The organism is Pseudonocardia broussonetiae (assembly GCF_013155125.1).
In the GTDB taxonomy this organism is placed as follows: domain Bacteria; phylum Actinomycetota; class Actinomycetes; order Mycobacteriales; family Pseudonocardiaceae; genus Pseudonocardia; species Pseudonocardia broussonetiae.
The window spans coordinates 6,522,699-6,543,363 of record NZ_CP053564.1 but is presented as its reverse complement, the minus strand read 5'-3'; the positions used below and the strand labels follow the sequence as shown (position 1 = coordinate 6,543,363).

Genomic DNA, 20,665 nt, shown 5'->3' with positions numbered 1-20,665 from the left:
GTGCACGACGACATTTCCCGCGGTCCCGTCCACAGGCGCCCCCGGAACGGCCCTCCGACGGCCCGCGGGACCCGTCCGTCCACAGGATGTCGATCATGTCCTGGTCGGGGGACCGTCCCCGCCGCACGCTGGCGCCATGACCTCCGTCGCGGACCCCGCACCCACCCTCCTGCGCCTGGGCCGACCGGCCGACCTCGTCGCCGCTGTGCCCGTCGTGCTCGGCTTCCGGCCACGCGAGTCGCTGGTGCTGGTGGCCACCGGCGGGCCGTCGGGCCGCCGCGTCGGGTTGACGCTGCGGGTCGACCTGCCCCCTCCGCCCCAGGTCCACGACGTCGTCGCGCACGCCGTCGACGCGCTCGGCTCCGACTCGCCCGTCGGCGCGGCGGTGATCGTCGTCGGGGCGCGGGCGCGGGAGCGCACCGACGTCGTCGACGCGGCGGTCGACGCGCTGCACGAGCGCGACGTCGCCGTGCACACGGCCGTGTGGGCCGAGCACACCGGCGGCGGGGCCCGCTGGGGCTGCTACGGGGCGTGCGCCTGCACCGGGGTGCTGCCCGAGCCGGGCGGCACCGAGCTGGCCGCGGCCGCCGTGCTGGCCGGGGCGGTCGTGCGGGCCGACCGCGAGGAGCTCGAACAGCTCGTGGAGCCGGTCGACCTCGTCCGGATCCGGCGGCGGGAGCGGCTGCTGATCGCCGCCGCCGACCCCGGCGGTACCGACCCCGGCTGTGTGGATTCCGGTTCGGCCGACCCCGGCTGTGCCGACCCCGGCTGTGCCGGCACCAGCTGTGCCGACCCCGCGTGGGCCGACACCGGCCTCCACGCCGGCACCGACGCGGCGCACCGGGCGGTGGTCGACGCGGCGCTCGCCGATGCGGCCGCGGGCCGCTGCGTGATCGACGACCGGCGCGCACTGGCGCTCGCGGCCGCCCTGGCCCGCCCGACGGTGCGCGACGCCGTGCTCGTGCGGTGCGCGGAGGCTTCCGGCCCGGCAGCGCGATCCGGCACGGGCCCCGGACCGCGGCCTCCGTCCGGTCGCCGTGCGGGCGGGGTGGCGGCAGGGGGCGGGGCCACGGCCGGGCGCGCGGGCGGGGGCCCGGGCCTGCCCGGCGCCGAGACGCTGTGGGCCGCCCTGTGCCGGGAGCTGCCCGACCCCGAGGCGGCCGAGCCCGCGGCGCTGCTGGCCGCCGTCGCGCTGCTGCGCGGCGACGGCGCCCTGGCCAACGTGGCGCTCGACCGCGCCGAGCGGAGCTGGCCCGGCCACCGGCTCACGCGGCTGCTGCGCTCGGCCGCGGCCGTGCCGCTGCGGCCGGCGCAGATCCGCGAGTGCCTGCTCGGCGGCGGGGCGGGGGAGCGGTGAGCGGGCTGTCGGGCGCGGGCCGGTCAGGCGGAGCCGTGCTCCTGGGCGAAGCGCCAGGCGTCGGCCACGATGGAGTGCACGCCGGTGTGCGCGCGCTGCCAGCCCGTGGCGGCGCTCATCGCCTCGCTGGAGGCCACGAGCACGGCCGGGTCGCCGCCTCGCCGCGGCGCGGTGACGGCCGGGATCGGGTGCCCGGTCACCTCGCGGCAGGCCTCGATCACCTCGCGCACCGAGAAGCCGGTGCCGCTGCCCAGGTTGTAGATCGCGTGGCTGCCCGGCTCCGCGTGGTCGAGCGCGAGCAGGTGGGCCGCGGCGAGGTCGTCGACGTGCACGTAGTCGCGGATGCAGGTGCCGTCCGGGGTGGGCCAGTCGTCGCCGAACACCTGCACCGACTCGCGCTGCCCGGCCGCCACCTGCAGCACGATCGGGATGAGGTGGGTCTCGGTGCCGTGCCGCTCGCCGAAGCGCCCGTGCGCGCCGCCCACGTTGAAGTACCGCAGGCTCACCGCGGCCAGCCCGTGGGCGTGGGCGTAGGAGGTGATGGCGTGGTCGATGGCCAGCTTGCTCGCGCCGTAGGGGTTGGTCGGGCGGGCCGGCGCGTCCTCGCGGATCGGCACCTGCTCCGGCTCGCCGTACGTGGCGGCCGTGGAGGAGAACACCAGGCGGGGCGTGCCGTGGGCCCGCACGGCCTCGAGCAGCCGCAGCGACGCCACGACGTTGCCCGACCAGTACCGCTCGGGCCGCTCGACGGACTCGCCGACGAGCGAGCGCGCCGCGAAGTGCAGGACCCCGTCGAAGCCCGTGGCGAGCACGTCGCCCGCGGCCTCGCCGACGTCACCCTCCACGAACGCGGCGCCGTCGGGCACGGCGTCGCGGTGCCCGGTCGACAGGTCGTCGAGCACGGTCACGTCGTGGCCGTGCTCGACCAGGTGCGCCGAGCACACGCTGCCGATGTATCCGGCGCCACCGGTGACGAGCAGCTTCACGGGACTCCTCCTGGAACGGCTGGGGGGCGGCCACACCGTCCCACGCCGCCCCCGGCGCCCGTGCACCAGATCCCGGTGCCCGCGCACCGGGCTCCGGCGCCCGTGCGGCAGGCTCCGGCGCCCGTGCGGCAGCTCCTAGCGGGCCCGCACCAGCACGGCGTGCGCGATGAGGGGCGCCACGGACGAGCCCTCGCCCTCCGACGTCACCGGCACGGCGTCGCCGAAGCGGGAGATGGAGTGCACCTCGACGTCGTGCCCGGGCACGATCCCCGAGCCCTTCAGCTCGGCCATCAGCGTGGCGTCCATCTGCACGTGCTCGGCGATCCGGCGCACCTCGACCGTGCCGCCCCCGCGCCGCGCGAACTCGTCGAGCCGCTGCAGCCCCACCTCGAGGGTGGGCGGCCCGCCCGGCGCCGACTGGTGCTGCGCCAGCTCGTCGAGCCCCGGGATCGGGTTGCCGTAGGGCGAGATCGTGGGGTTGTCGAGCAGCGCCACGAGCTTGCGCTCCACGGCGTCGCTCATCACGTGCTCCCAGCGGCAGGCCTCGGCGTGCACCAGCTCCCACTCCAGGCCGATCACGTCGGTGAGCAGGCGCTCGGCAAGGCGGTGCTTGCGCATCACGGCCACGGCCCGCGAACGGCCCGCGTCGGTGAGCTCCAGGTGGCGGTCACCCGCCACCACCACCAGCCCGTCGCGCTCCATGCGCGCCACGGTCTGGCTCACGGTCGGGCCGCTCTGGCCCAGCCGCTCGGCGATCCGCGCCCGCAGGGGCACGACGCCTTCCTCCTCCAGCTCGTAGATGGTGCGGAGGTACATCTCGGTGGTATCGATGAGCTCGTTCACGCACTCGGCCCCTTCGTCGTCCGCCATCCTATCCGGGCAACGCCTCCGTGGCCGTCCCGCATCCCGGACCGCCCGGCGGGCAGGATGGGCCCCGTGCCTGCAGCAACGAGCCCGCTGATCCGTCCCGCCGAGCTGGCCGCCCTCCTCGAGGATGCCACCGACGCCGCGCGACCGGTCGTGATCGACGTCCGGCGCCCGCCGGTGGCCGGTCCCGGCGGCCCGCCCGGGCGCGAGGAGTACGCCGCCTCGCACGTCCCCGGCTCGGTGTACCTCGACCTCGACACCGACCTGGCGTCCCCGCCGGGGCCGGAGGGGCGCCACCCGCTGCCCGAGCCCGGGCGCCTGCAGGACGTGCTGCGCGCGGCCGGCGTGCGCGGCTCCTCGCACGTCGTGGTCCTCGACCACGGCGACGCCACGATGGCCGGGCGCGCCTGGTGGCTGCTGCGCTGGGCCGGGCTGCCCGCGGAGCGGGTGCAGGTGCTCGACGGCGGCTGGGCGGCGTGGACCGCGGCCGGGCTGCCCGTCACCGGCGAGCCGACGCCGCCGGTCGCCGGGGACGTCGTCGTGGAGCCCGGGGCGGTCCCGGTGCTCGACGCCGACGGCGCCGCGGGCGTGGTCGACGCGGGCGGCGCCCTGCTCGACGCCCGGTCGGGGCCGCGCTTCCGCGGGGAGACCGAGCCGCTCGACCCGGTGGCGGGCCACGTCCCCGGCGCGGTCAACCTCCCCGCCGCCGAGCTGCTCGGGCCCGACGGGTCCTGGCCGGCGCCGGAGGTGCTCGCGGAGCGGCTGAGGGCCCTGGGCGTCCGCGACGGCGCCCCGGCCGCGGCGTACTGCGGCTCGGGCGTCACCGCGGCGGCGCTGGTGCTCGCGGCCGAGCACGCCGGGGTGCGGCCGGCCGACGACCCGCTCGCGCTCTACGTCGGGTCGTGGTCGAACTGGTGCGCGCTCGGGCGGCCCGTGGCGACGGGGGAGGCGTGAGGGTGCCGCAGACCACCCCCGATCGCCTACGGTCGCGGTCATGAGTCCCCGCACCTCGGTGGTCTGGACGCCGGAGTTCCTGAGCTACCAGCTCTCCGACGACCACCCGCTCAACCCCGTGCGCCTCGACCTCACGATGCGCCTGGCCGCCGGGCTGGGCGTGCTCGACGGCGTCGAGGTACTGGCCCCGGAGCAGGCGAGCGACGAGGACCTGCTGCGGGTCCACGTGCCGTCCTACCTCACGGCGGTCCGCAGCGCCCCGCACGAGCCCTTCGGCGTCGGCCACGGGCTCGGCACCGACGACAACCCGATCTTCCTCGACATGCACGAGGCGAGCGCGCTCATCGCGGGCGGCTCGCTGCTCGCGGCGCGCGAGATCGCCGAGGACCGCGCCGACCGCGCGGTCAACCTCGCGGGCGGGCTGCACCACGCGATGGCCGACCGCGCCGCGGGGTTCTGCGTCTACAACGACTGCTCGGTCGCGATCGCGTGGCTGCTGGAGCAGGGCTACGAGCGGATCGCCTACGTCGACGTCGACGTCCACCACGGCGACGGCGTGCAGGCCGCGTTCTACGACGACCCGCGCGTCATGACGGTCTCGATGCACCAGCACCCGCTCACGCTGTGGCCGGGCACCGGCTGGCCGGGGGAGTACGGCAAGGGCGACGGCGCGGGCTACGCGGTGAACGTGCCGCTGCCCCCCGGCACCGGCGACGCCGGGTGGCTGCGCGCCTTCCACGCCGTCGTGCCCTCGCTGCTGGAGTCGTTCCGGCCGCAGGTGCTGGTCACCGAGTGCGGCGCCGACACCCACTCCGACGACCCGCTGGCCAACCTGGAGCTCTCCATCGACGGGCAGCGGGCGATCTACCGCTCGCTGCGCGACCTGGCCGAGCGCACCGCGGGCGGCAAGTGGTTGGTGCTCGGGGGCGGGGGGTACTCGCTGTTCCGGGTGGTGCCCCGATCCTGGACGCACCTGCTGGCGACGGTGCTGGACCGGGACGTCGACCCGGCCCGGCCGCTGCCGGCCGACTGGGTCGCGCACACCGCGGGCCTGACCCGGGAGCCGCTTCCCACGTCGATGACCGACGGGAAGGACCCCTCGTTCGTCCCGTGGGGTGACGTCGCGGAGCGGGTGGACACCGCGATCCTGGAGACCCGCCGCGCGGTCTTCCCGCTGCACGGCCTCGACCCCGACGACCCCCGCGACTGAGACAGTCGCAGGGACGCCCCGTTCTCCCGCGACCGACCGGACAGGACCCGCGATGACCCGCTCCCCGGAAGCCGACCGCGGCAGGGCCGGAGACAGCACGGCCGGCGCGAACAGCCCGGCCGACGGGTCGGCCCCTGCGAACGGCGCGGCCGGGACGGCGGACGGCACCCCGCCCGCCCCTCCGCCGACCGACCCACCCGCCGCCGGCCCCGGCTACCCCCGCCGCTGGGAGGCCGACGTCGTGGCCTCCGACGGCGGCATCGTGCACCTGCGCCCGATCCTGCCCTCCGACGGCGAGGCGCTGCTGCGGTTCCACGAGAGCCTGTCCGAGCGCACCCGCTACCTGCGGTTCTTCGGCCCCTACCCGCGCATCCCCCCGCGCGACCTGGAGCGCTTCACCGTCGTCGACCACCGCTCCCGGGTGGCGTTCATCTGCCTGCTCGGCGACGAGATCATCGCCGTCGGCCGCTACGAGGGGCTGCCGGGCGACGGCGGCCCGGGCGGCACCGCGGGCACGGCGGCGATCGACTCGGCCGAGGTCGCCTTCGTCGCCCGCGACACCCACCAGGGCCGCGGACTCGGCTCGATCCTGCTCGAGCACCTCGCCGCGGCGGCGCGGGAGAACGGGCTGCGCCGGTTCGAGGCCGAGGTGCTCGTCGAGAACCACGCGATGGTGCGGGTGTTCCGGCAGGCGGGCTACCAGGTGAGCCGGGAGTTCGCCGACGGCGTGCTGCACCTGGAGTTCGACATCGACCCCACGGAGAAGTCGCTCGCGGTGCGCGACTCCCGCGAGCAGCGCGCCGAGGCCCGCAGCGTGCACAACGCGCTGCACCCGACGTCGGTCGCGGTGATCGGGGCGTCCACCGACCCGTCCAAGATCGGCCACGAGGTGTTCGCCAACCTGCTGCGCGGCAACTTCACCGGCCCGGTCTACCCGGTCAACTCCGAGGCGCGGTCGGTGCGCGGCGTGCGCGCCTACCCCTCGGTCACCGACATCCCCGACGACGTCGACCTCGCCGTCGTCGCCGTCCCCGCCGCGGGCGTCGACGAGGTCATGGACTCCTGCCTGGCCAAGGGCGTGAAGGCGCTCGTCGTCGTCAGCTCCGGGTTCGCCGACTCCGGCGCCGACGGGTCGGGGGCGCAGCGCCGCCTCGTCGAGGAGGCCCGCGCGCACGGCATGCGCGTGATCGGGCCCAACGCGCTCGGCGTCGCCAACACCGACCCCGAGGTCCGCCTCAACGCCACCCTGGCGCCGACGCTGCCCGGGCGCGGGCGGGTCGGGTTCTTCTCGCAGTCCGGGGCACTGGGCATCGCGATCCTCGCGGCGGCGCGGGGCCGCGGGCTGGGGCTGTCGACGTTCGTGTCGGCGGGCAACCGCGCCGACCTCTCGGGCAACGACCTGCTGCAGTACTGGCAGACCGACCCGGCCACCGACGTCGTGCTGCTGTACCTGGAGACGTTCGGCAACCCGCGCAAGTTCGGCCGGCTCGCGCGGCGCCTGGCCCGCACGAAGCCGATCGTGGCGGTCAAGAGCGGGCGGCACTCCGCGCCGATCCCGGCGCACGCCGAGGTGTCCACGCCGATCGACGACGCCAGCGTGAAGGTGCTGTTCGAGCAGGCGGGCGTGATCCGGGTCGAGACGCTCTCGGAGCTGTTCGACACCGCGCTGCTGCTGGCCTACCAGCCGCTGCCCGAGGGGCCGCGGACCGCGGTCGTCGGCAACTCCACGGCGCTGGGCCTGCTGGTCACCGACGGCCTGCTCGACTCCGGGCTCGACCCGGCCGGTCCGGCCGTCGACGTCGGCACGGCGGCGTCGCCCGAGCAGTTCGCCGCGGCGGTGTCGGCGGCGGTGCAGAGCGACGAGTGCGACGCGCTGGTCGCGGTGTTCGTCCCCCCGCTCGCCATCCCCGGCGCCGAGTACGCCCGCGCGCTGCGCGAGGCCGTGGCCGGGTCGGGCAAGCCGGTGGTCGCGGTGTTCCTCGCCGTCGAGGGCGTGCCCGCCGAGCTGGCGCTGCCCGGGCCCGACGGCTCGCCCGGGCCGGGCTCGGTGCCGAGCTTCCCCAGCCCGGAGCGGGCGGTGGCGGCGCTGGCCCGCGTCTCGCGCTACTCCCGCTGGCGCTCGCGCCCGGTGGGGGAGTTCGTCACCCCCGCGGGCATCGACCTCGACCGCGCACGTGCGCTGGTCGCGACGCTGCCCGAGGGCCAGCTCGACGACGAGTCCGCCGTGGCGCTGCTCGACTGCTTCGGCATCCCGATGACGGCCTTCCGCCGCGTCCGGGGTGCCGACGCCGCGGCGGCCGCGGCCGACGAGCTGGGCTACCCGGTGGCGATCAAGGCCGTCGGCGACCGCTGGCGCCACCGCACCGACCTCGTCGGCGTGCGCCTGGACATCGGCACCGCCCCCGGAGTCCGCCGGGCGGTCGAGGACCTCGTCGCGCTCACCGACGACGAGGAGGTCTACGTCCAGCGGATGGCACCCAAGGGCCTGTCGTGCGTGCTGGAGGTCGTCGAGGACCCGTCGTTCGGGTCGCTGCTGTCGTTCGGGCTGTCCGGCGTGGCCACCGAGCTGCTCGGCGACCGCGCGTTCCGGGTGGTGCCGGTCTCCGACCAGGACGCCGCCGCGCTGGTCCGCGGCCCGCGCGCGGCCCCGCTGCTCGCCGGCTACCGCGGCAGCGAGCCCACCGACCTCGACGCGCTGGAGCAGATCGTGCTGCGCGTCGGCAAGATCGCCGAGGAGCTGCCGGAGGTGCGCTCGCTCGCGCTCGACCCGGTGCTGGCCTCGGCGCAGGGCGTGTTCGTCACCGGCGCCCGGGTCGTGCTGGGCCCCGCCCCCACCCGCAACGACGGCGGCCCCCGCCGGCTGGGCTGAGCGGCTCCCGCCGGCTGGGGTGAGCGGGCCCCGCCGCCGGGGTGCGCGGGCCGCCGCCCGGGCTGAGCGGGGCGGGTCCGCTCAGGCCGGCGGCACCAGCACCGCGAGCAGGGCGTCCGCCATCTCCCGCCCCAGCTCCGCGGCGGTGCGGGGGCCGGTGGGGCGGTACCACTTGTAGGTCCAGTTCACCGCGCCCAGGCACATGTTGACGAACACCTTCGGCGCCATCGCCAGCCGCACCTCGGGGTGCTCGTCGAGGTGTCGCCGCAGCGCCGAGACGGCCACGTCCTCGAACAGGCGCCGGCGCACGATCAGCTCCTCGGAGAGGTCGGGCCGCAGCTCGTCCTCCTCCTCGAAGCAGATCTTGAGCAGCTCCCGGTTCTCGCAGGTGTGGACCACGCGCGAGACGAGCAGGTCGTGCAGCCCGTCGAACGGGGTGGCCGCGGCGTCGACGGTCTCCTGCGCCATCCGCAGGCTCTCGTCGAGCACGTCGGAGTAGATCCGGACGAGGAGCTCCTCCTTGTTGCGGAAGTAGTGGTAGAGCGTCGGCTTCGACAGCCCCACGCCCGCGGCGATCTCGTTCATCGAGGTGGCCCGGTACCCGCGCGTCCCGAAGATCTCGACGGACGCCGCGAGGACGCGGGCGCGCTGGGCGTCGGCGCGGGCGGAGGTGGGCGGCATCGCGGTGACGGTATCCCGGTGCTCGTCGTCGTGGAGCGGACGGACCCCCGGTTGACAGGGGTGGCGGAGCCCACTCTACTGGGTTCGACCGACCGGGCGGTCGAACATTCGAGTGGTCGAACAACGCCGGGTGGTCGGACAACAGAGAGGGACCGCATGAACTGGGAGCTCGACGCCGAGCACGACGCGTTCCGCGACACCTGCCGCACGTTCGTCGACCGGGAGGTGCGCCCGCTCGTCGGCGCCGCGGAGTCCGCGGGCACGTTCCCCGACGAGCTGTGGAAGCGCCTGGGCGCGGCCGGGCTGCTCGGGCTCGTGACGCCCGAGGAGCACGGCGGCGGGGGCGGCGACAGCGTCACCGTCGCGCTGCTCGCCGAGGAGCTCGCCCGGGCCAGCGGCGGCATCGCGGTGACGGCGCTGGTCAGCGCGTACATGGCGGCACCGCACGTGGTCCGGCACGGCACGGCGGCCCAGCAGGAGCGCTGGCTCGGCCCGCTGGCCTCGGGGGAGGCGGTCGCGTCGATCGCGGTCACCGAGCCGGGCACCGGGTCCGACGTCGCCGGCGTCACCAGCACCGCCCGCCGCACCGACGACGGGTGGGTGCTCAACGCCCGCAAGATGTACATCACCAACGCCGGGCTGGCCGACCTGCTGGTCGTCGCCGCCCGCACCGGCGACGCGGGCCGCGGCGGCGTCACCCTGTTCCTGGTCGGGGCGGACGCGCCGGGCGTGTCGACGGGCACGCCGCTGGTCAAGATGGGGTGGCACTCCTCGGACACCCGCGAGGTGGTGCTCGACGACGTCGTCGTCGCGGCCGACGCCGTGCTGGGGGAGGAGAACCGCGGCTTCTACCAGATCATGGAGGCCTTCCAGCTCGAGCGGATCGCGCTCGCCGGCATGGGTCTCGGGCACGCCGCGGAGTGCCTGGACCTGGCGCTGCAGTACACCCGCGAGCGCGAGGCGTTCGGCGCACCGCTGACGCACCTGCAGACGATCCGGCACAAGCTCGCGACGATGGAGATCGAGCTGGAGTCGGCGCGGCTGGTCACGTACCAGGCCGCCGCCCGCCTCGACGCCGGCCACCCGGAGGCGGGGAGGTCGGTGGCGCGGGCGAAGTACGTCGCCGCGATCGCGGCCAACCACATCGTCGACGACGCCGTGCAGCTCTTCGGCGGCGCCGGCTTCGTGGAGGAGTCGCCGGTCGCGCGGCACTACCGGGACGCCCGGATCCTGCGCATCGGCGGCGGCACCGACGAGATCCAGCTGGAGATCCTGACGCGCGGCATGGCGTCGTGACCCGCACCGTCGACGGTGCGGCGGCGGCCGAGGGGGTGCGCGCGGCCCCCGTGGAGCCCGCGGGCGAGATCGGTGCCGACGAGAGGGGCGTGGACGAGGTCGTCGACGCCACCGCCACCGCGCTCGCCGGTGGCGACCCCGCCCGCTGGCCCGACAAGCTGCCGGTCCGCGACCGGATCGCGGTGCTCGTCGACCCCGGCTCCTTCGTCGAGGACGGCCTGCTCGCCACCGCCGCCCGCGACGGGGCGCTCCCGGCCGACGGCGTCATCACCGGCGTCGGCCGCATCGAGGGCCGCCCGGTGGCGGTCATCGCGCACGACTTCACCGTCAAGGCCGGGTCGTGGGGCGAGCTGACCTGCGAGAAGCAGATCCGCATCCTGGAACGCGCCGACCGCGACCTGCTGCCGGTGGTCTACCTCGTCGACTCCGCCGGCGGGCGGCTCACCGACCAGATGGGCTTCTTCCCCGGCCGCCGCGGCGCGTCGGCGATCTTCCAGCTGCAGGTGAAGCTGTCCGGGCGGGTGCCGCAGCTGTGCTGCCTGCACGGCCCGAGCGCGGCCGGCGGGGCGTACATGCCCGCGTTCTGCGACTGGGTCGGGATGGTCGAGGGCAACGCCTCGATGTACCTGGCCAGCCCGCGGGTCGCGGAGAAGGTCACCGGCGAGCGCACGACGCTGGAGGAGATGGGCGGCGCGCTGATGCACGCCGAGGTCTCCGGCTGCGGCGACGAGGTGTTCGACGAGGACTGGCAGGCGATCGCCGCGGCGCGGCTGCTGCTGTCCTACCTGCCCGACGACTTCCGCTCCGCCCCGGCGCGCGCGACGTCCCGGGAGCCCGAGCGCGACGACTGGGACGGCCTGGTCCCCGTCGACCCGAACACCGCCTACGACGTGCGCGACGTCGTCGACCGCCTCGTCGACGCCGGCACGTTCTTCGAGATCAAGGCGCGCTGGGCGCAGGAGATGGTGACCGGCCTCGCCCGCCTCGACGGCCGGGTGGTCGGGATCGTGGCCAACCAGCCGATGGTCCGCAGCGGCGCGATCTTCGTCGACTCCGCCGACAAGGCGACGCGCTTCATGAGCCTGTGCGACGCGTTCAACGTGCCGCTGGTGTTCCTCCAGGACGTCCCCGGCTTCATGGTCGGCGTCGAGGTGGAGCGCGCGGGGATCATCCGCCACGGCGCGAAGATGATCACGGCGATGGCGAGCGCCGAGGTGCCCAAGTACTCGGTGGTGCTGCGCAAGGCCTACGCCGCCGGCTTCTACGCGATGTGCGCGCCGGGCTTCGAGCCCCGCGCGACCCTCGCGCTGCCCACGGCGACGATCGGCCCGATGGGCGCGCAGGCGTCGGTGAACGCCGTGTACGCCAACAAGATCGCCGCGATCGGGGACGACGACGAGCGCGCCGCGTTCGTCGCCGCCCGCACCGCCGAGCAGCAGGCCGACATCAACCTGCTCCGCATGGCGTCGGAACTGGTCGTCGACGCCGTCGTGGAGCCCGCGCGCCTGCGCGCCGAGCTCGTCGCGCGGATGGTCGACGCCGACCGCTGGACGCGCTCGACCGGCCGCCGCCACCACCCCATCAGCCCCGTGTGACCCGGAGGACGACGACGATGTCCCAGAACAGCGCAGACAGCACCGGCGCAGACAGCCTCACGCACCTGCTCGACTCCCCGATCGTCCCGCTCCGTGCGGAGTGGACGGTGCCCGAGCGGGTCGAGCAGCTCGCCGCCGCCCGCGCCCTGGACGGGCCGGACGCCTACTGGGAGTGGGTGGCGCGCCAGCAGCGCTGGTCGACGCCCTGGACCACGGTCCGCACCGGGGAGATCGACGACTTCCGCTACTTCGAGGGCGGGCGGCTCAACGTGGCCGACAACTGCGTCGACCGCTGGGCCGAGGACCCCGCGACGGCAGACCGCGCCGCCGTGGTCTGGGAGGGCGAGCCCGGCGACACCCGCACGGTCACCTACGCGGAGCTGGCCGGCGAGGTCACCCGGCTCGCGGCCGGGCTGCTGGGGCTGGGCGTGCGCAAGGGCGACGTCGTCGCGATCTACATGCCCAACCTGGTCGAGGCGTTCACGACGATCCACGCCTGCAACCGGATCGGCGCGATCTACACCGTGCTGTTCTCCGGGTTCGGGGAGGAGGCGGTCGCGTCGCGGCTGCAGGCGGCGCGGGCCACCGTCGTGGTCGTCGCCGACGCGATCTACCGGCGCACCAAGCCGGTGCCGCTGCTGGAGACGCTGCGCGCCGCCCGCACGCGGACGCCGTCGGTCCGGGCGACGGTCGTCGTCGACCGCACCGGCGAGGCCGTGCCGCTGGGCGAGGGTGAGCACGCCTACGCCGACGTGCTCGAGTCCGGCGCCGCGGGCACCCCGGCGGTCCCGCTCGACCCCAACGAGCCCTCGTTCCTGATCTTCACCTCGGGCACGGAGTCGAAGCCGAAGGGCGTGGTGCACAGCGTCGGCGGGTTCCTGCTCGGCACCTGGGCCAACGCGCACTGGCAGGTCGGGTACGAGCCGGGCGACGTCTACTGGGTGGCGGCCGACGTCGGCTGGCTGACGTTCCCGATCCAGGCCGTCGTCGGCGGGCTGGCCTGCGGCATGACGATCGCCTGCTTCGAGGGCGCGCTGGACACGCCGACCACGGCCCGGTTCTACGAGATCTGCGAGCGGCACGCCGTGACCAAGGTGCTGTGCGCGCCGACGCTGGTCCGGATGCTGCGCAAGTTCGGCGACGACCTCGCGGCCGCGCACCCGCTGCCCGGGCTCAAGCTCGTCACGGTGCAGGGCGAGCCGCTCGACGGCGACACCTTCGGCTGGGCCACCGACACGCTCGGCGTGCCCGTCGTCAACGCCTACGGGCAGACCGAGACCGGCTCGACCTGGACCTACCCGGTGTACGGCGCCGAGGACCTCAAGGCGGGCTCGGTGGGCACGCCCGTGCCGGGGCACGCGTTCGAGATCCTCGACGACGACGGCGCGCCGGTCGCGCCGGGCGTCAAGGGCAACCTGGTGCTGACCAGCCCGTTCCCGACCCTCGCCCGCACCGTCTGGGACGACCACGAGCGGTACCTGAGCACCTACTTCTCCCGGTTCCCCGGCAAGTACGCCACCAACGACGAGGCCGTCCTCGACCACGACGGGCACCTGTGGGTGCTCGGCCGCGCCGACGACGTCATCAACGTGGCCGCGCACCGCATCTCGACGATGGAGATCGAGGCGGTCGTGACGGCGCACCCCGACGTGGTGGAGGCCGCCGTCGTCGGCGTCCCGGACGACACGAAGGGCACGGTCCCGATCGCGTTCGTGACGCTGCGCGAGGGCGCGGGGGACGAGGCTCCCGAGCAGATCCGCGCGCGGGTCGTGGGGGAGATGGGCGGCTACGCGCGGCTCGACCGGATCTTCGTCACCCCGGCGATGCCCAAGACGCGCACGGGGAAGACGATGCGCAGGCTGCTGCGCGACGTGGTGGTGCACGGCGGGCCCACCGGCGACACGTCGGCGATGGACGACCCGGCCGCGCTGGAGGCGGTGGCCCGGGTGGTCGGTGCGACGGAGGTGCGCGCGTGAGCGGGATGTGGTTCGAGGACCTCACGGTCGGCACGGTGGTGGAGGCGGCCACGCGCCGCACGGTCACCGAGACCGACAACGTCCTGTTCACGACGATGACGATGAACCCGCAGCCGCTGCACCTCGACGCCGAGTTCGCGGCCGGCACGGAGTTCGGGCGCCCGCTGGTGAACTCGATGTTCACCGTCGCGCTCGTCGTCGGGCTGGCGGTGCCGGAGCTGACGCTGGGCACCACGATCGCCAACCTCGGCTTCTCCGCCATCGAGTTCCCGAAGCCGGTGTTCGCGGGCGACACGATCCGCGTGGTCACCGAGGTGCTCGAGGCGCGGAAGAGCTCGTCGCGGCCGGACGCGGGCATCGTGACGTTCCGCCACGACGCGTCCAACCAGCGCGGCGAGGTCGTCTGCCGGGCCACGCGGGCGGCGTTCATGCGGTGCAGGCCGGCATGAGGTCGCTGCTGTTCGTCCCGGGCGGGCGCGCCGACATGATCGCCAAGGTCGGCCGCTCCCGGCCCGACGGCGTGGTCCTCGACCTGGAGGACGCCGTCGCGGCCGGCGACAAGGACACCGCGCGGGCCACCGTCGTCGCGGCGCTGGCGGTGCTCGACGTCGACGCGGTGGTGCTCGTGCGCGTCAACCCGCCCGGCAGCCCCTGGTTCGCCGACGACGTCGAGGCGGTGGCGGGCACGGCGGCCGACGGGGTGGTGCTCCCGAAGCTCGAGCGCCCCGAGCAGCTCGACGACCTCCGCGCGCGGCTCGCGGTGCGCGGGCGGGGGGACGCGGTCGTCGTCGGCGGGCTGGAGACCGCGCTCGGCGTGGCCGACAGCCGCGTCCTGCTCGAGGGCAGTGGGCTGGCGGCGGCCTACTTCGGCGCCGAGGACTACGTCGCCGACCTCGGCGGCCGCCGCACCGCCGACGGCCACGAGGTGCTCTACGCCCGCAGCCGCGTCGCGCTGGCCGGACGCCTCTCGGGCGTGCCGGTGCTCGACCAGGTCGTGGTCGCCGTGCACGACGACGACGCGTTCCGCCGCGAGGCCGGCCACGCCCGCGACCTCGGCTACGCGGGTAAGCTCTGCATCCACCCGGCGCAGGTCCCGCTGGCGCACGAGGCCTTCACACCGTCGGAGGCCGAGGTGGCGCACGCCCGCGCCGTCGTCGAGGCGTCTGCGCAGGGCGTCGGCCTCGTCGACGGGCAGATGGTCGACGACGTGCACGTGCGCATGGCCCGCGCCGTGCTGGAGCGCGCCGGGCTGTGACCGCCGAACTCTGCGTGCGGCTCAGGACCGGCGGAAGCCGATCTGCAGCGTCGGCGCGCTGACCTCGGAGAAGAAGTCGTTGCCCTTGTCGTCGACCACGACGAACGCCGGGAAGTCCTCGACCTCGATCTTCCAGACCGCCTCCATGCCCAGCTCGGCGTACTCCAGCACGTCGACCTTGCGGATGCAGTCCTGCGCCAGCCGCGCGGCGGGGCCGCCGATCGAGCCGAGGTAGAACCCGCCGTTGGCGGCGCAGGAGTCGGTGACCTGCTGGCTGCGGTTGCCCTTGGCCAGCATCACCAGCGAGCCGCCCGCGGCCTGGAACTGGGCGACGTAGGAGTCCATGCGCCCCGCGGTGGTCGGCCCGAACGACCCGGAGGCGTAGCCCTCGGGGGTCTTGGCCGGGCCGGCGTAGTAGACGGGGTGGTCGCGCAGGTAGGCCGGCATCTCCTCGCCCGCGTCGAGCCGCTCGGCGATCTTGGCGTGGGCGATGTCACGGGCCACGACCAGCGGGCCGGTGAGCGAGAGGCGGGTCTTCACCGGCAGCGCGGAGAGCTGCGCGCGGATCTCGCTCATCGGGCGGTTGAGGTCGACGCGCACGACGTCGGTGGACAGCCCGTCGTCGGTGACCTCGGGCAGGAACCGGGCCGGGTCGCGCTCGAGCTGCTCCAGGAACACGCCCTCGGGCGTGATCTTCGCCTTGGCCTGGCGGTCGGCCGAGCAGGAGACCGCGATGCCGACGGGCAGCGAGGCGCCGTGACGGGGGAGCCGGACCACGCGCACGTCGTGGCAGAAGTACTTGCCGCCGAACTGCGCGCCGATGCCGAACTGCGCGGTGAGCTCCAGGACCTGCTTCTCCAGGTCGTGGTCGCGGAAGGCGTGGCCGAGCTCGGAGCCCGCGGCGGGCAGGTTGTCGAGGTAGCGCGCCGAGGCGAGCTTCGCGACCTTGAGCGTGTACTCCGCCGACATGCCGCCCACGACGATCGCGAGGTGGTAGGGCGGGCAGGCCGCGGTGCCCAGCGAGCGCAGCTTCTCGTCGAGGAACGACGCCAGCTTCTTCGGGTTGAGCAGCGCCTTCGTCTCCTGGTAGAGGAAGGTCTTGTTGGCGCTGCCGCCGCCCTTGGCCATCGTCAGGAACTCGTACTTCGGGGCCTGCCCGGGCACCGAGTACAGCTCCACCTGCGCGGGCAGGTTGGTGCCGGTGTTGCGCTCGTCCCAGAACGAGGTGGGCGCCATCTGCGAGTAGCGCAGGTTGAGCTGGTCGTAGGCCTCGAAGATGCCGCGCGAGACGGCCTCCTCGTCGGTGCCGCCGGTCAGCACCGTCTCCGTGCGCTTGCCGATGACGATCGCGGTGCCGGTGTCCTGGCACATCGGCAGCACGCCGCCCGCCGACACGCACGCGTTGCGCAGCAGGTCGGTGGCCACGAAGCGGTCGTTGGGCGAGGCCTCGGGGTCGTCGACGATCGACCGGAGCTGCGCGAGGTGCGAGGCGCGCAGGTAGTGCTGGATGTCGTGGACCGACTCCCGCACGAGCGCGGTCAGCGTGGAGGGGGCGATCTCGAGGAAGGTGCGCCCCGCGGCCTCCACCACCTCTCCGGCGGGGAGGTCCAGGCGCCGGTACTCGGTGGAGTCGGGGCCCAGGGGGAGCACGTCGGTGTGGCGGAACTCGGTCACGCGCCCACCTTACGTACGGGTCGGGAGGCCGGACCGGCCCCCGACCAGTCCGACCCCCCGGGGAACGCGCAGCGGGACCGTGAGGTCCCTCGACGCGGGGTCTCCGGGTGGAGACCCTCCCCGTTCGGGGAGGTTCCGTCAACCGCAAGCAACCGCTGACATGACCCGATAGCGTGGGGGTCATGGCTGGATCGATTCTCGGCACCTCCGTCCGCCGGGTCGAGGACCGCGACCTCGTCACGGGCGCGAGCACCTACGTCGGCAACCACTCCGTCGACGGCGTGCTGCACCTCGCCTTCGTCCGCTCGCCGCTGGCGCACGGCCGGGTCACGGGCATCGACACTGCGGCCGCGGCGGCCGCGCCGGGCGTCGTCGCCGTGTTCACCGCCGACGACCTCGACCTCCCCGCGCACCACGGGCTGATGGTGCTCAACCCCGCGCTGCCGCGCCCGCCGCTGGCCACCGGCACCGTGCGGTTCGTCGGCGAGGCCGTCGCCGTGGTCGTGGCCGGCTCGCCCGCGGAGGCCGTCGACGCCGCCGAGCTCGTGGAGGTCGACTACGACCCGCTGCCCGCCGTCGTCGACCCGGAGGCCGCGCTGGCGCCGGGCGCCGCACCGCAGTACGCCGGGCAGGACACCAACCTCGCGGGCGGCGTGCGCAGCGACGGTGACGCGAGCAGCGGGGACGTCCTCGACGACGCCGAGGTCGTCGTCCGGGCGCGGATGGTCAACCAGCGGCTCGCGGTGCTGCCGATGGAGGGCAACGCGATCCTCGTGGAGCCCGGCGACGCCGGCCTGACGATCCGGGTCTCGACGCAGATGCCGCACGGCTTCCGCGCGCAGGCCGCCGGGCTGTTCGGGCTGGAGCCCGAGCAGGTGCGGGTGATCACCCCGCACGTCGGTGGCGGCTTCGGCGGCAAGGCCGGGGTGCTCGCCGAGCACACGGTGGCGATCGGCGCGGCCCGCGCGCTGGGGCGCCCGGTCCGCTGGGTGGAGACCCGCTCGGAGAACCTCGTCTCGATGCCGCACGGGCGCGGCCAGATCGCCTACTACGAGCTGGGGCTCACCCGCGAGGGCCGGATCACCGGCCTGCGCGCGCGGGTGGTGGCCGACTCCGGCGCGTACGCGGGGTTCGGCGGGGCGCTCGCGCTCGGCCCGACCTACACCATGAGCCAGGGCGTCTACGCGATCCCGCGGCTGGGCTACGACGCCGCCGTCGCGCTGACGACGACCACCCCGATGGGCGCCTTCCGCGGCGCCGGGCGCCCCGAGGCCACCGCGCACCTCGAGCGGATCATGGACATGGCCGCCGACGAGCTGGGCCTGGACCCCGCCGAGCTGCGCCGCCGCAACTTCCTCGACCCCGCCGGCTTCCCGCACACCACGCTCCCCGGCGCCCGCTACGACGTCGGCGACTACGACCTGCCGCTGCGCGAGGCCCTGCGCCTGGCCGACGTCGACAAGCTGCGCGAGGAGCAGGCCGAGCGCCGCGAGAGCGGCGACCCGGTGCAGCTGGGCATCGGGATCTGCGTCTACGTCGAGATCACCGCCGGCGGCGGGGGCTCGGAGTTCGGCTCGGTCACCGTCCACGCCGACGGCAGCGCCACGATCTCGGCCGGCACGTCCGGCCACGGCCAGGGCCACCCGACGGCGTTCGCGATGCTCGCGAGCGACCGCCTCGGCATCCCGATGGACCGCTTCACCTTCGTCCAGTCCGACACCGCGCTGGTGCCGCGCGGCAGCGGCACCGGCGGATCCCGGTCGCTGCAGCTGGGCGGCAACGCCGTGCTCGTCGCCGCCGACGACGTGCTGGAGCAGGCGAAGCGGCAGGCCGCGGCGCTGCTGGAGGCGGCCGAGGACGACGTGGAGCTCACGGACGACGGGGAGTTCGGCGTCGCCGGCGTCCCGTCCGTGACGGTCACCTGGGCGCAGGTCGCGGCCGCCGCCGCGGCCGACTCGGGGGAGGAGCTGCACGCCGGGCTCGACTTCCGCCAGGAGGGCGCCACGTTCCCGTTCGGCGCGCACGTGTCGGTCGTGGAGGTCGACACCGAGACAGGCAAGGTCACGCCGCGCCGTCACGTCGCCGTCGACGACTGCGGCCGGATCCTCAACCCGCTGCTCGTCACCGGGCAGCAGCACGGCGGGCTCGCGCAGGGCATCGCGCAGGCGCTGTACGAGGAGGTCCTCTTCGACGACGAGGGCCAGCCGCTGACCGCCACGCTGGCCGACTACCGGATGCCGACCGCGGCCGACCTGTTCACGTTCGAGACCGCCAACACGGAGACCCCGACGCCGCTGAACCCGCTGGGGGCGAAGGGCATCGGGGAGTCCGCGACGGTCGGGGCGACGCCCGCCGTGCAGAACGCCGTGGTCGACGCGCTGCGCCCGTTCGGCGTGCGGCACGTCGACCTGCCGTGCACGCCCGAGCGGGTGTGGCGGGCCGTGCAGCAGGGCCGCGCGGGCACGCTGCCCGACCCGTGGCGCGAGCCGCCGGAGGTCTTCGCGACCCTGCCGGTGCGCGGCGCGGCCGCGGCGGCGCCCGAGGGCGGCGAGATCTGAGAGCGGGCGGGCCGCCGGACGCGTCGACGGGCATTGACGCTCGGCACGGGCAGGGCAAGGGTGTGACCCGTTCCACATGCCACACCGCCACACGCCCCACCGCCACACGCCCCACCGCCGAGGAGTGCGCCCCGTGAGCCCGTCCAGAGACAGTTCAGCCATCGACCAGGTGCTGCAGGCCGCCGTCGACGCCGGCGCCGTCCCGAGCGTGGCGGCCATCGCGGCCGACCGCAACGGCGTCATCTACGAGGGGGCCGCCGGGCCCCGCGCCGCCGGCTCGGACGACCCGCTGACCGTCGACACCCACTTCCGGATCATGTCGATGACGAAGATGGTGGCCACCACGGCCGCCCTGCAGCAGGTCGAGAAGGGCGCGATCGACCTCGACGCGCCGATCGCCGACTACTGCCCGGAGTTCGCCGACGTCCAGGTCCTCGACGGCTGGGACGGCGACACGCCGCGGCTGCGCGCGCCGAAGAGCCAGGCCACCGTCCGGCAGCTGGTCACGCACACCTCGGGCCTGGGGTACTGGTTCTGGAGCGAGGACCTCATGAAGTGGGAGGCCGCCACCAGCACGCCCAACGTGCTGTCGGGGGCCAACGTCATCTTCACCGCGCCGCTGCTCGCCGACCCCGGCACCGCCTACGTCTACGGCATCAACACCGACTGGCTGGGCAAGGTCGTCGAGGCCGCCGCCGGCACCACGCTCGACGTCGTGATCAAGGACGGCATCACCGGCCCGCTCGGGATGACCGAGACCGCGTTCCAGCTCAACGAGGGCTGGAAGGACTCGCTGACGCCGGTCCACGTCAAGGGCGAGGACGGCCGCTGGGTCGACTCCGGCATCGAGCTCAACCAGACCCCGGAGTACTTCGCGGGCGGCCACGGCCTGTACTCGACGCCGCGCGACTACATCAAGTTCCAGCAGGCCCTGCTGGGCGGCGGCGAGCTCGGCGGCGTGCGGATCCTGCAGCAGGCCACCGTCGACCAGGCGTTCACCAACCAGATCGGCGACCTGGACTTCCCGCCCGCGATCCCGACGGCCGACCCGACCGCGACCCACGAGTTCAACGCGGGCCCCGGCTACAAGTGGGGCCTGGGGCTGCTGCTCAACACGCAGGACGTCCCGGGCATGCGCCGCGCCTACAGCGGGGCCTGGGCCGGCCTGGCCAACACCCACTTCTGGGTGGACCCCACGACCGGGATCTGCGGGTCGATCTACTCCAACTTCCTTCCGTTCGTGCCGCCGGAGGCCCTGGAGCTGTACGCGAACTACGAGAGGGCCCTCTACGCCTCGCTCTGACCCGTCCGCGTCCGCCCCCGGGTGCGTCCCGGGGGCGGGCTGGGTGAGACTTCCCCCCGAACGGCCCCCACCGGGCCGACGACG

At 74.9% G+C, this 20,665-nt stretch carries 15 protein-coding genes; 11 read left to right on the top strand and 4 right to left on the bottom strand.

From position 1 onward, the window contains the following. The first annotated feature begins 136 nt into the window (after positions 1-136). The gene (locus HOP40_RS31675; protein WP_172166342.1) at positions 137-1,357 is read left to right on the top strand and encodes a DUF4192 domain-containing protein; all 1,221 of its coding nucleotides are present in this window, start codon (positions 137-139) and stop codon (positions 1,355-1,357) included. A 23-nt stretch (positions 1,358-1,380) separates the two neighbouring features. Here the strand turns inward: HOP40_RS31675 and galE are convergent, their stop codons facing one another. Continuing rightward, positions 1,381-2,343, bottom strand: a complete 963-nt coding sequence (gene galE, locus HOP40_RS31670; RefSeq protein WP_172166339.1) for a UDP-glucose 4-epimerase GalE — start codon at positions 2,341-2,343, stop codon at positions 1,381-1,383. A gap of 135 nt (positions 2,344-2,478) precedes the next feature. Further along, on the bottom strand, positions 2,479-3,186 hold the full coding sequence (locus HOP40_RS31665; RefSeq protein ID WP_172166336.1) for an iron-dependent transcriptional repressor DtxR: 708 nt from the start codon (positions 3,184-3,186) through the stop codon (positions 2,479-2,481). An 84-nt stretch (positions 3,187-3,270) separates the two neighbouring features. Between HOP40_RS31665 and HOP40_RS31660 the strand changes: the two genes are divergently transcribed. Genes HOP40_RS31660 through HOP40_RS31650 form a run of 3 tightly spaced genes read left to right on the top strand, consistent with a single transcriptional unit; the run spans position 3,271 to position 8,243 of the window. Beyond that, positions 3,271-4,164 carry a sulfurtransferase gene (locus HOP40_RS31660; RefSeq protein WP_172166331.1) on the top strand — a complete coding sequence of 298 codons (894 nt, stop codon included), beginning with the start codon at positions 3,271-3,273 and terminating at the stop codon, positions 4,162-4,164. 40 nt (positions 4,165-4,204) lie between these two features. Then, complete coding sequence (locus tag HOP40_RS31655) at positions 4,205-5,374, top strand: acetoin utilization protein AcuC (RefSeq protein ID WP_172166328.1); 1,170 nt, start codon at positions 4,205-4,207, stop codon at positions 5,372-5,374. Between the two features lie 52 nt (positions 5,375-5,426). Further along, positions 5,427-8,243 carry a bifunctional acetate--CoA ligase family protein/GNAT family N-acetyltransferase gene (locus HOP40_RS31650; RefSeq protein ID WP_172166325.1) on the top strand — a complete coding sequence of 939 codons (2,817 nt, stop codon included), beginning with the start codon at positions 5,427-5,429 and terminating at the stop codon, positions 8,241-8,243. A gap of 81 nt (positions 8,244-8,324) precedes the next feature. Here HOP40_RS31650 and HOP40_RS31645 read toward each other — a convergent pair whose 3' ends face one another. After that, positions 8,325-8,924: a TetR/AcrR family transcriptional regulator gene (locus HOP40_RS31645; RefSeq protein ID WP_172166322.1), complete on the bottom strand. Its 600-nt coding sequence runs from the start codon at positions 8,922-8,924 to the stop codon at positions 8,325-8,327. Positions 8,925-9,080: 156 nt separating this feature from the next. Here HOP40_RS31645 and HOP40_RS31640 point away from each other — a divergent pair, with 156 nt between their 5' ends. From HOP40_RS31640 to HOP40_RS31620, 5 genes are read left to right on the top strand one after another with little or no spacing between them, the layout of a single operon-like run. Then, entirely contained in the window at positions 9,081-10,220 is a 1,140-nt protein-coding gene (locus HOP40_RS31640) for an acyl-CoA dehydrogenase family protein (protein ID WP_172166319.1), read from the top strand. After that, the gene (locus tag HOP40_RS31635) at positions 10,217-11,815 is read left to right on the top strand and encodes an acyl-CoA carboxylase subunit beta (protein ID WP_240157387.1); all 1,599 of its coding nucleotides are present in this window, start codon (positions 10,217-10,219) and stop codon (positions 11,813-11,815) included. The genes HOP40_RS31640 and HOP40_RS31635 overlap by 4 nt, the downstream gene beginning before the upstream one ends. A gap of 17 nt (positions 11,816-11,832) precedes the next feature. Further along, positions 11,833-13,791 (top strand): AMP-binding protein, encoded by a 1,959-nt coding sequence (locus HOP40_RS31630; protein WP_172166316.1) that lies wholly within the window; start codon positions 11,833-11,835, stop codon positions 13,789-13,791. Between the two features lie 5 nt (positions 13,792-13,796). Next, a complete protein-coding gene (locus tag HOP40_RS31625; RefSeq protein ID WP_240157856.1) occupies positions 13,797-14,240 on the top strand; it encodes a MaoC family dehydratase in 444 nt (147 codons plus the stop codon). After that, on the top strand, positions 14,237-15,046 hold the full coding sequence (locus tag HOP40_RS31620) for an HpcH/HpaI aldolase/citrate lyase family protein (protein ID WP_172166310.1): 810 nt from the start codon (positions 14,237-14,239) through the stop codon (positions 15,044-15,046). The genes HOP40_RS31625 and HOP40_RS31620 overlap by 4 nt, the downstream gene beginning before the upstream one ends. Positions 15,047-15,067: 21 nt before the next feature. On the opposite strand, the gene HOP40_RS31615 is transcribed toward HOP40_RS31620, so the two are convergent. Then, positions 15,068-16,720 carry a fumarate hydratase gene (locus HOP40_RS31615; protein ID WP_172166307.1) on the bottom strand — a complete coding sequence of 551 codons (1,653 nt, stop codon included), beginning with the start codon at positions 16,718-16,720 and terminating at the stop codon, positions 15,068-15,070. A gap of 182 nt (positions 16,721-16,902) precedes the next feature. On the opposite strand from HOP40_RS31615, the gene HOP40_RS31610 reads away from it, so the two are divergent. Continuing rightward, positions 16,903-19,278 (top strand): xanthine dehydrogenase family protein molybdopterin-binding subunit, encoded by a 2,376-nt coding sequence (locus HOP40_RS31610; protein ID WP_172166304.1) that lies wholly within the window; start codon positions 16,903-16,905, stop codon positions 19,276-19,278. 133 nt (positions 19,279-19,411) lie between these two features. Next, positions 19,412-20,581, top strand: a complete 1,170-nt coding sequence (locus HOP40_RS31605; RefSeq protein WP_172166301.1) for a serine hydrolase domain-containing protein — start codon at positions 19,412-19,414, stop codon at positions 20,579-20,581. Positions 20,582-20,665 lie beyond the last annotated feature (84 nt).

Bases quoted from the DNA above. Each gene is read 5' to 3' on its own strand.
- HOP40_RS31675 (WP_172166342.1), top strand. From the start codon at position 137: ATGACCTCCGTCGCGGACCCCGCACCCACCCTCCTGCGCCTGGGCCGA.
- HOP40_RS31660 (WP_172166331.1), top strand. From the start codon at position 3,271: ATGGGCCCCGTGCCTGCAGCAACGAGCCCGCTGATCCGTCCCGCCGAG.
- HOP40_RS31655 (WP_172166328.1), top strand. From the start codon at position 4,205: ATGAGTCCCCGCACCTCGGTGGTCTGGACGCCGGAGTTCCTGAGCTAC.
- HOP40_RS31650 (WP_172166325.1), top strand. From the start codon at position 5,427: ATGACCCGCTCCCCGGAAGCCGACCGCGGCAGGGCCGGAGACAGCACG.
- HOP40_RS31645 (WP_172166322.1), bottom strand. From the start codon at position 8,924: ATGCCGCCCACCTCCGCCCGCGCCGACGCCCAGCGCGCCCGCGTCCTC.
- HOP40_RS31640 (WP_172166319.1), top strand. From the start codon at position 9,081: ATGAACTGGGAGCTCGACGCCGAGCACGACGCGTTCCGCGACACCTGC.
- HOP40_RS31630 (WP_172166316.1), top strand. From the start codon at position 11,833: ATGTCCCAGAACAGCGCAGACAGCACCGGCGCAGACAGCCTCACGCAC.
- HOP40_RS31625 (WP_240157856.1), top strand. From the start codon at position 13,797: ATGTGGTTCGAGGACCTCACGGTCGGCACGGTGGTGGAGGCGGCCACG.
- HOP40_RS31620 (WP_172166310.1), top strand. From the start codon at position 14,237: ATGAGGTCGCTGCTGTTCGTCCCGGGCGGGCGCGCCGACATGATCGCC.
- HOP40_RS31610 (WP_172166304.1), top strand. From the start codon at position 16,903: ATGGCTGGATCGATTCTCGGCACCTCCGTCCGCCGGGTCGAGGACCGC.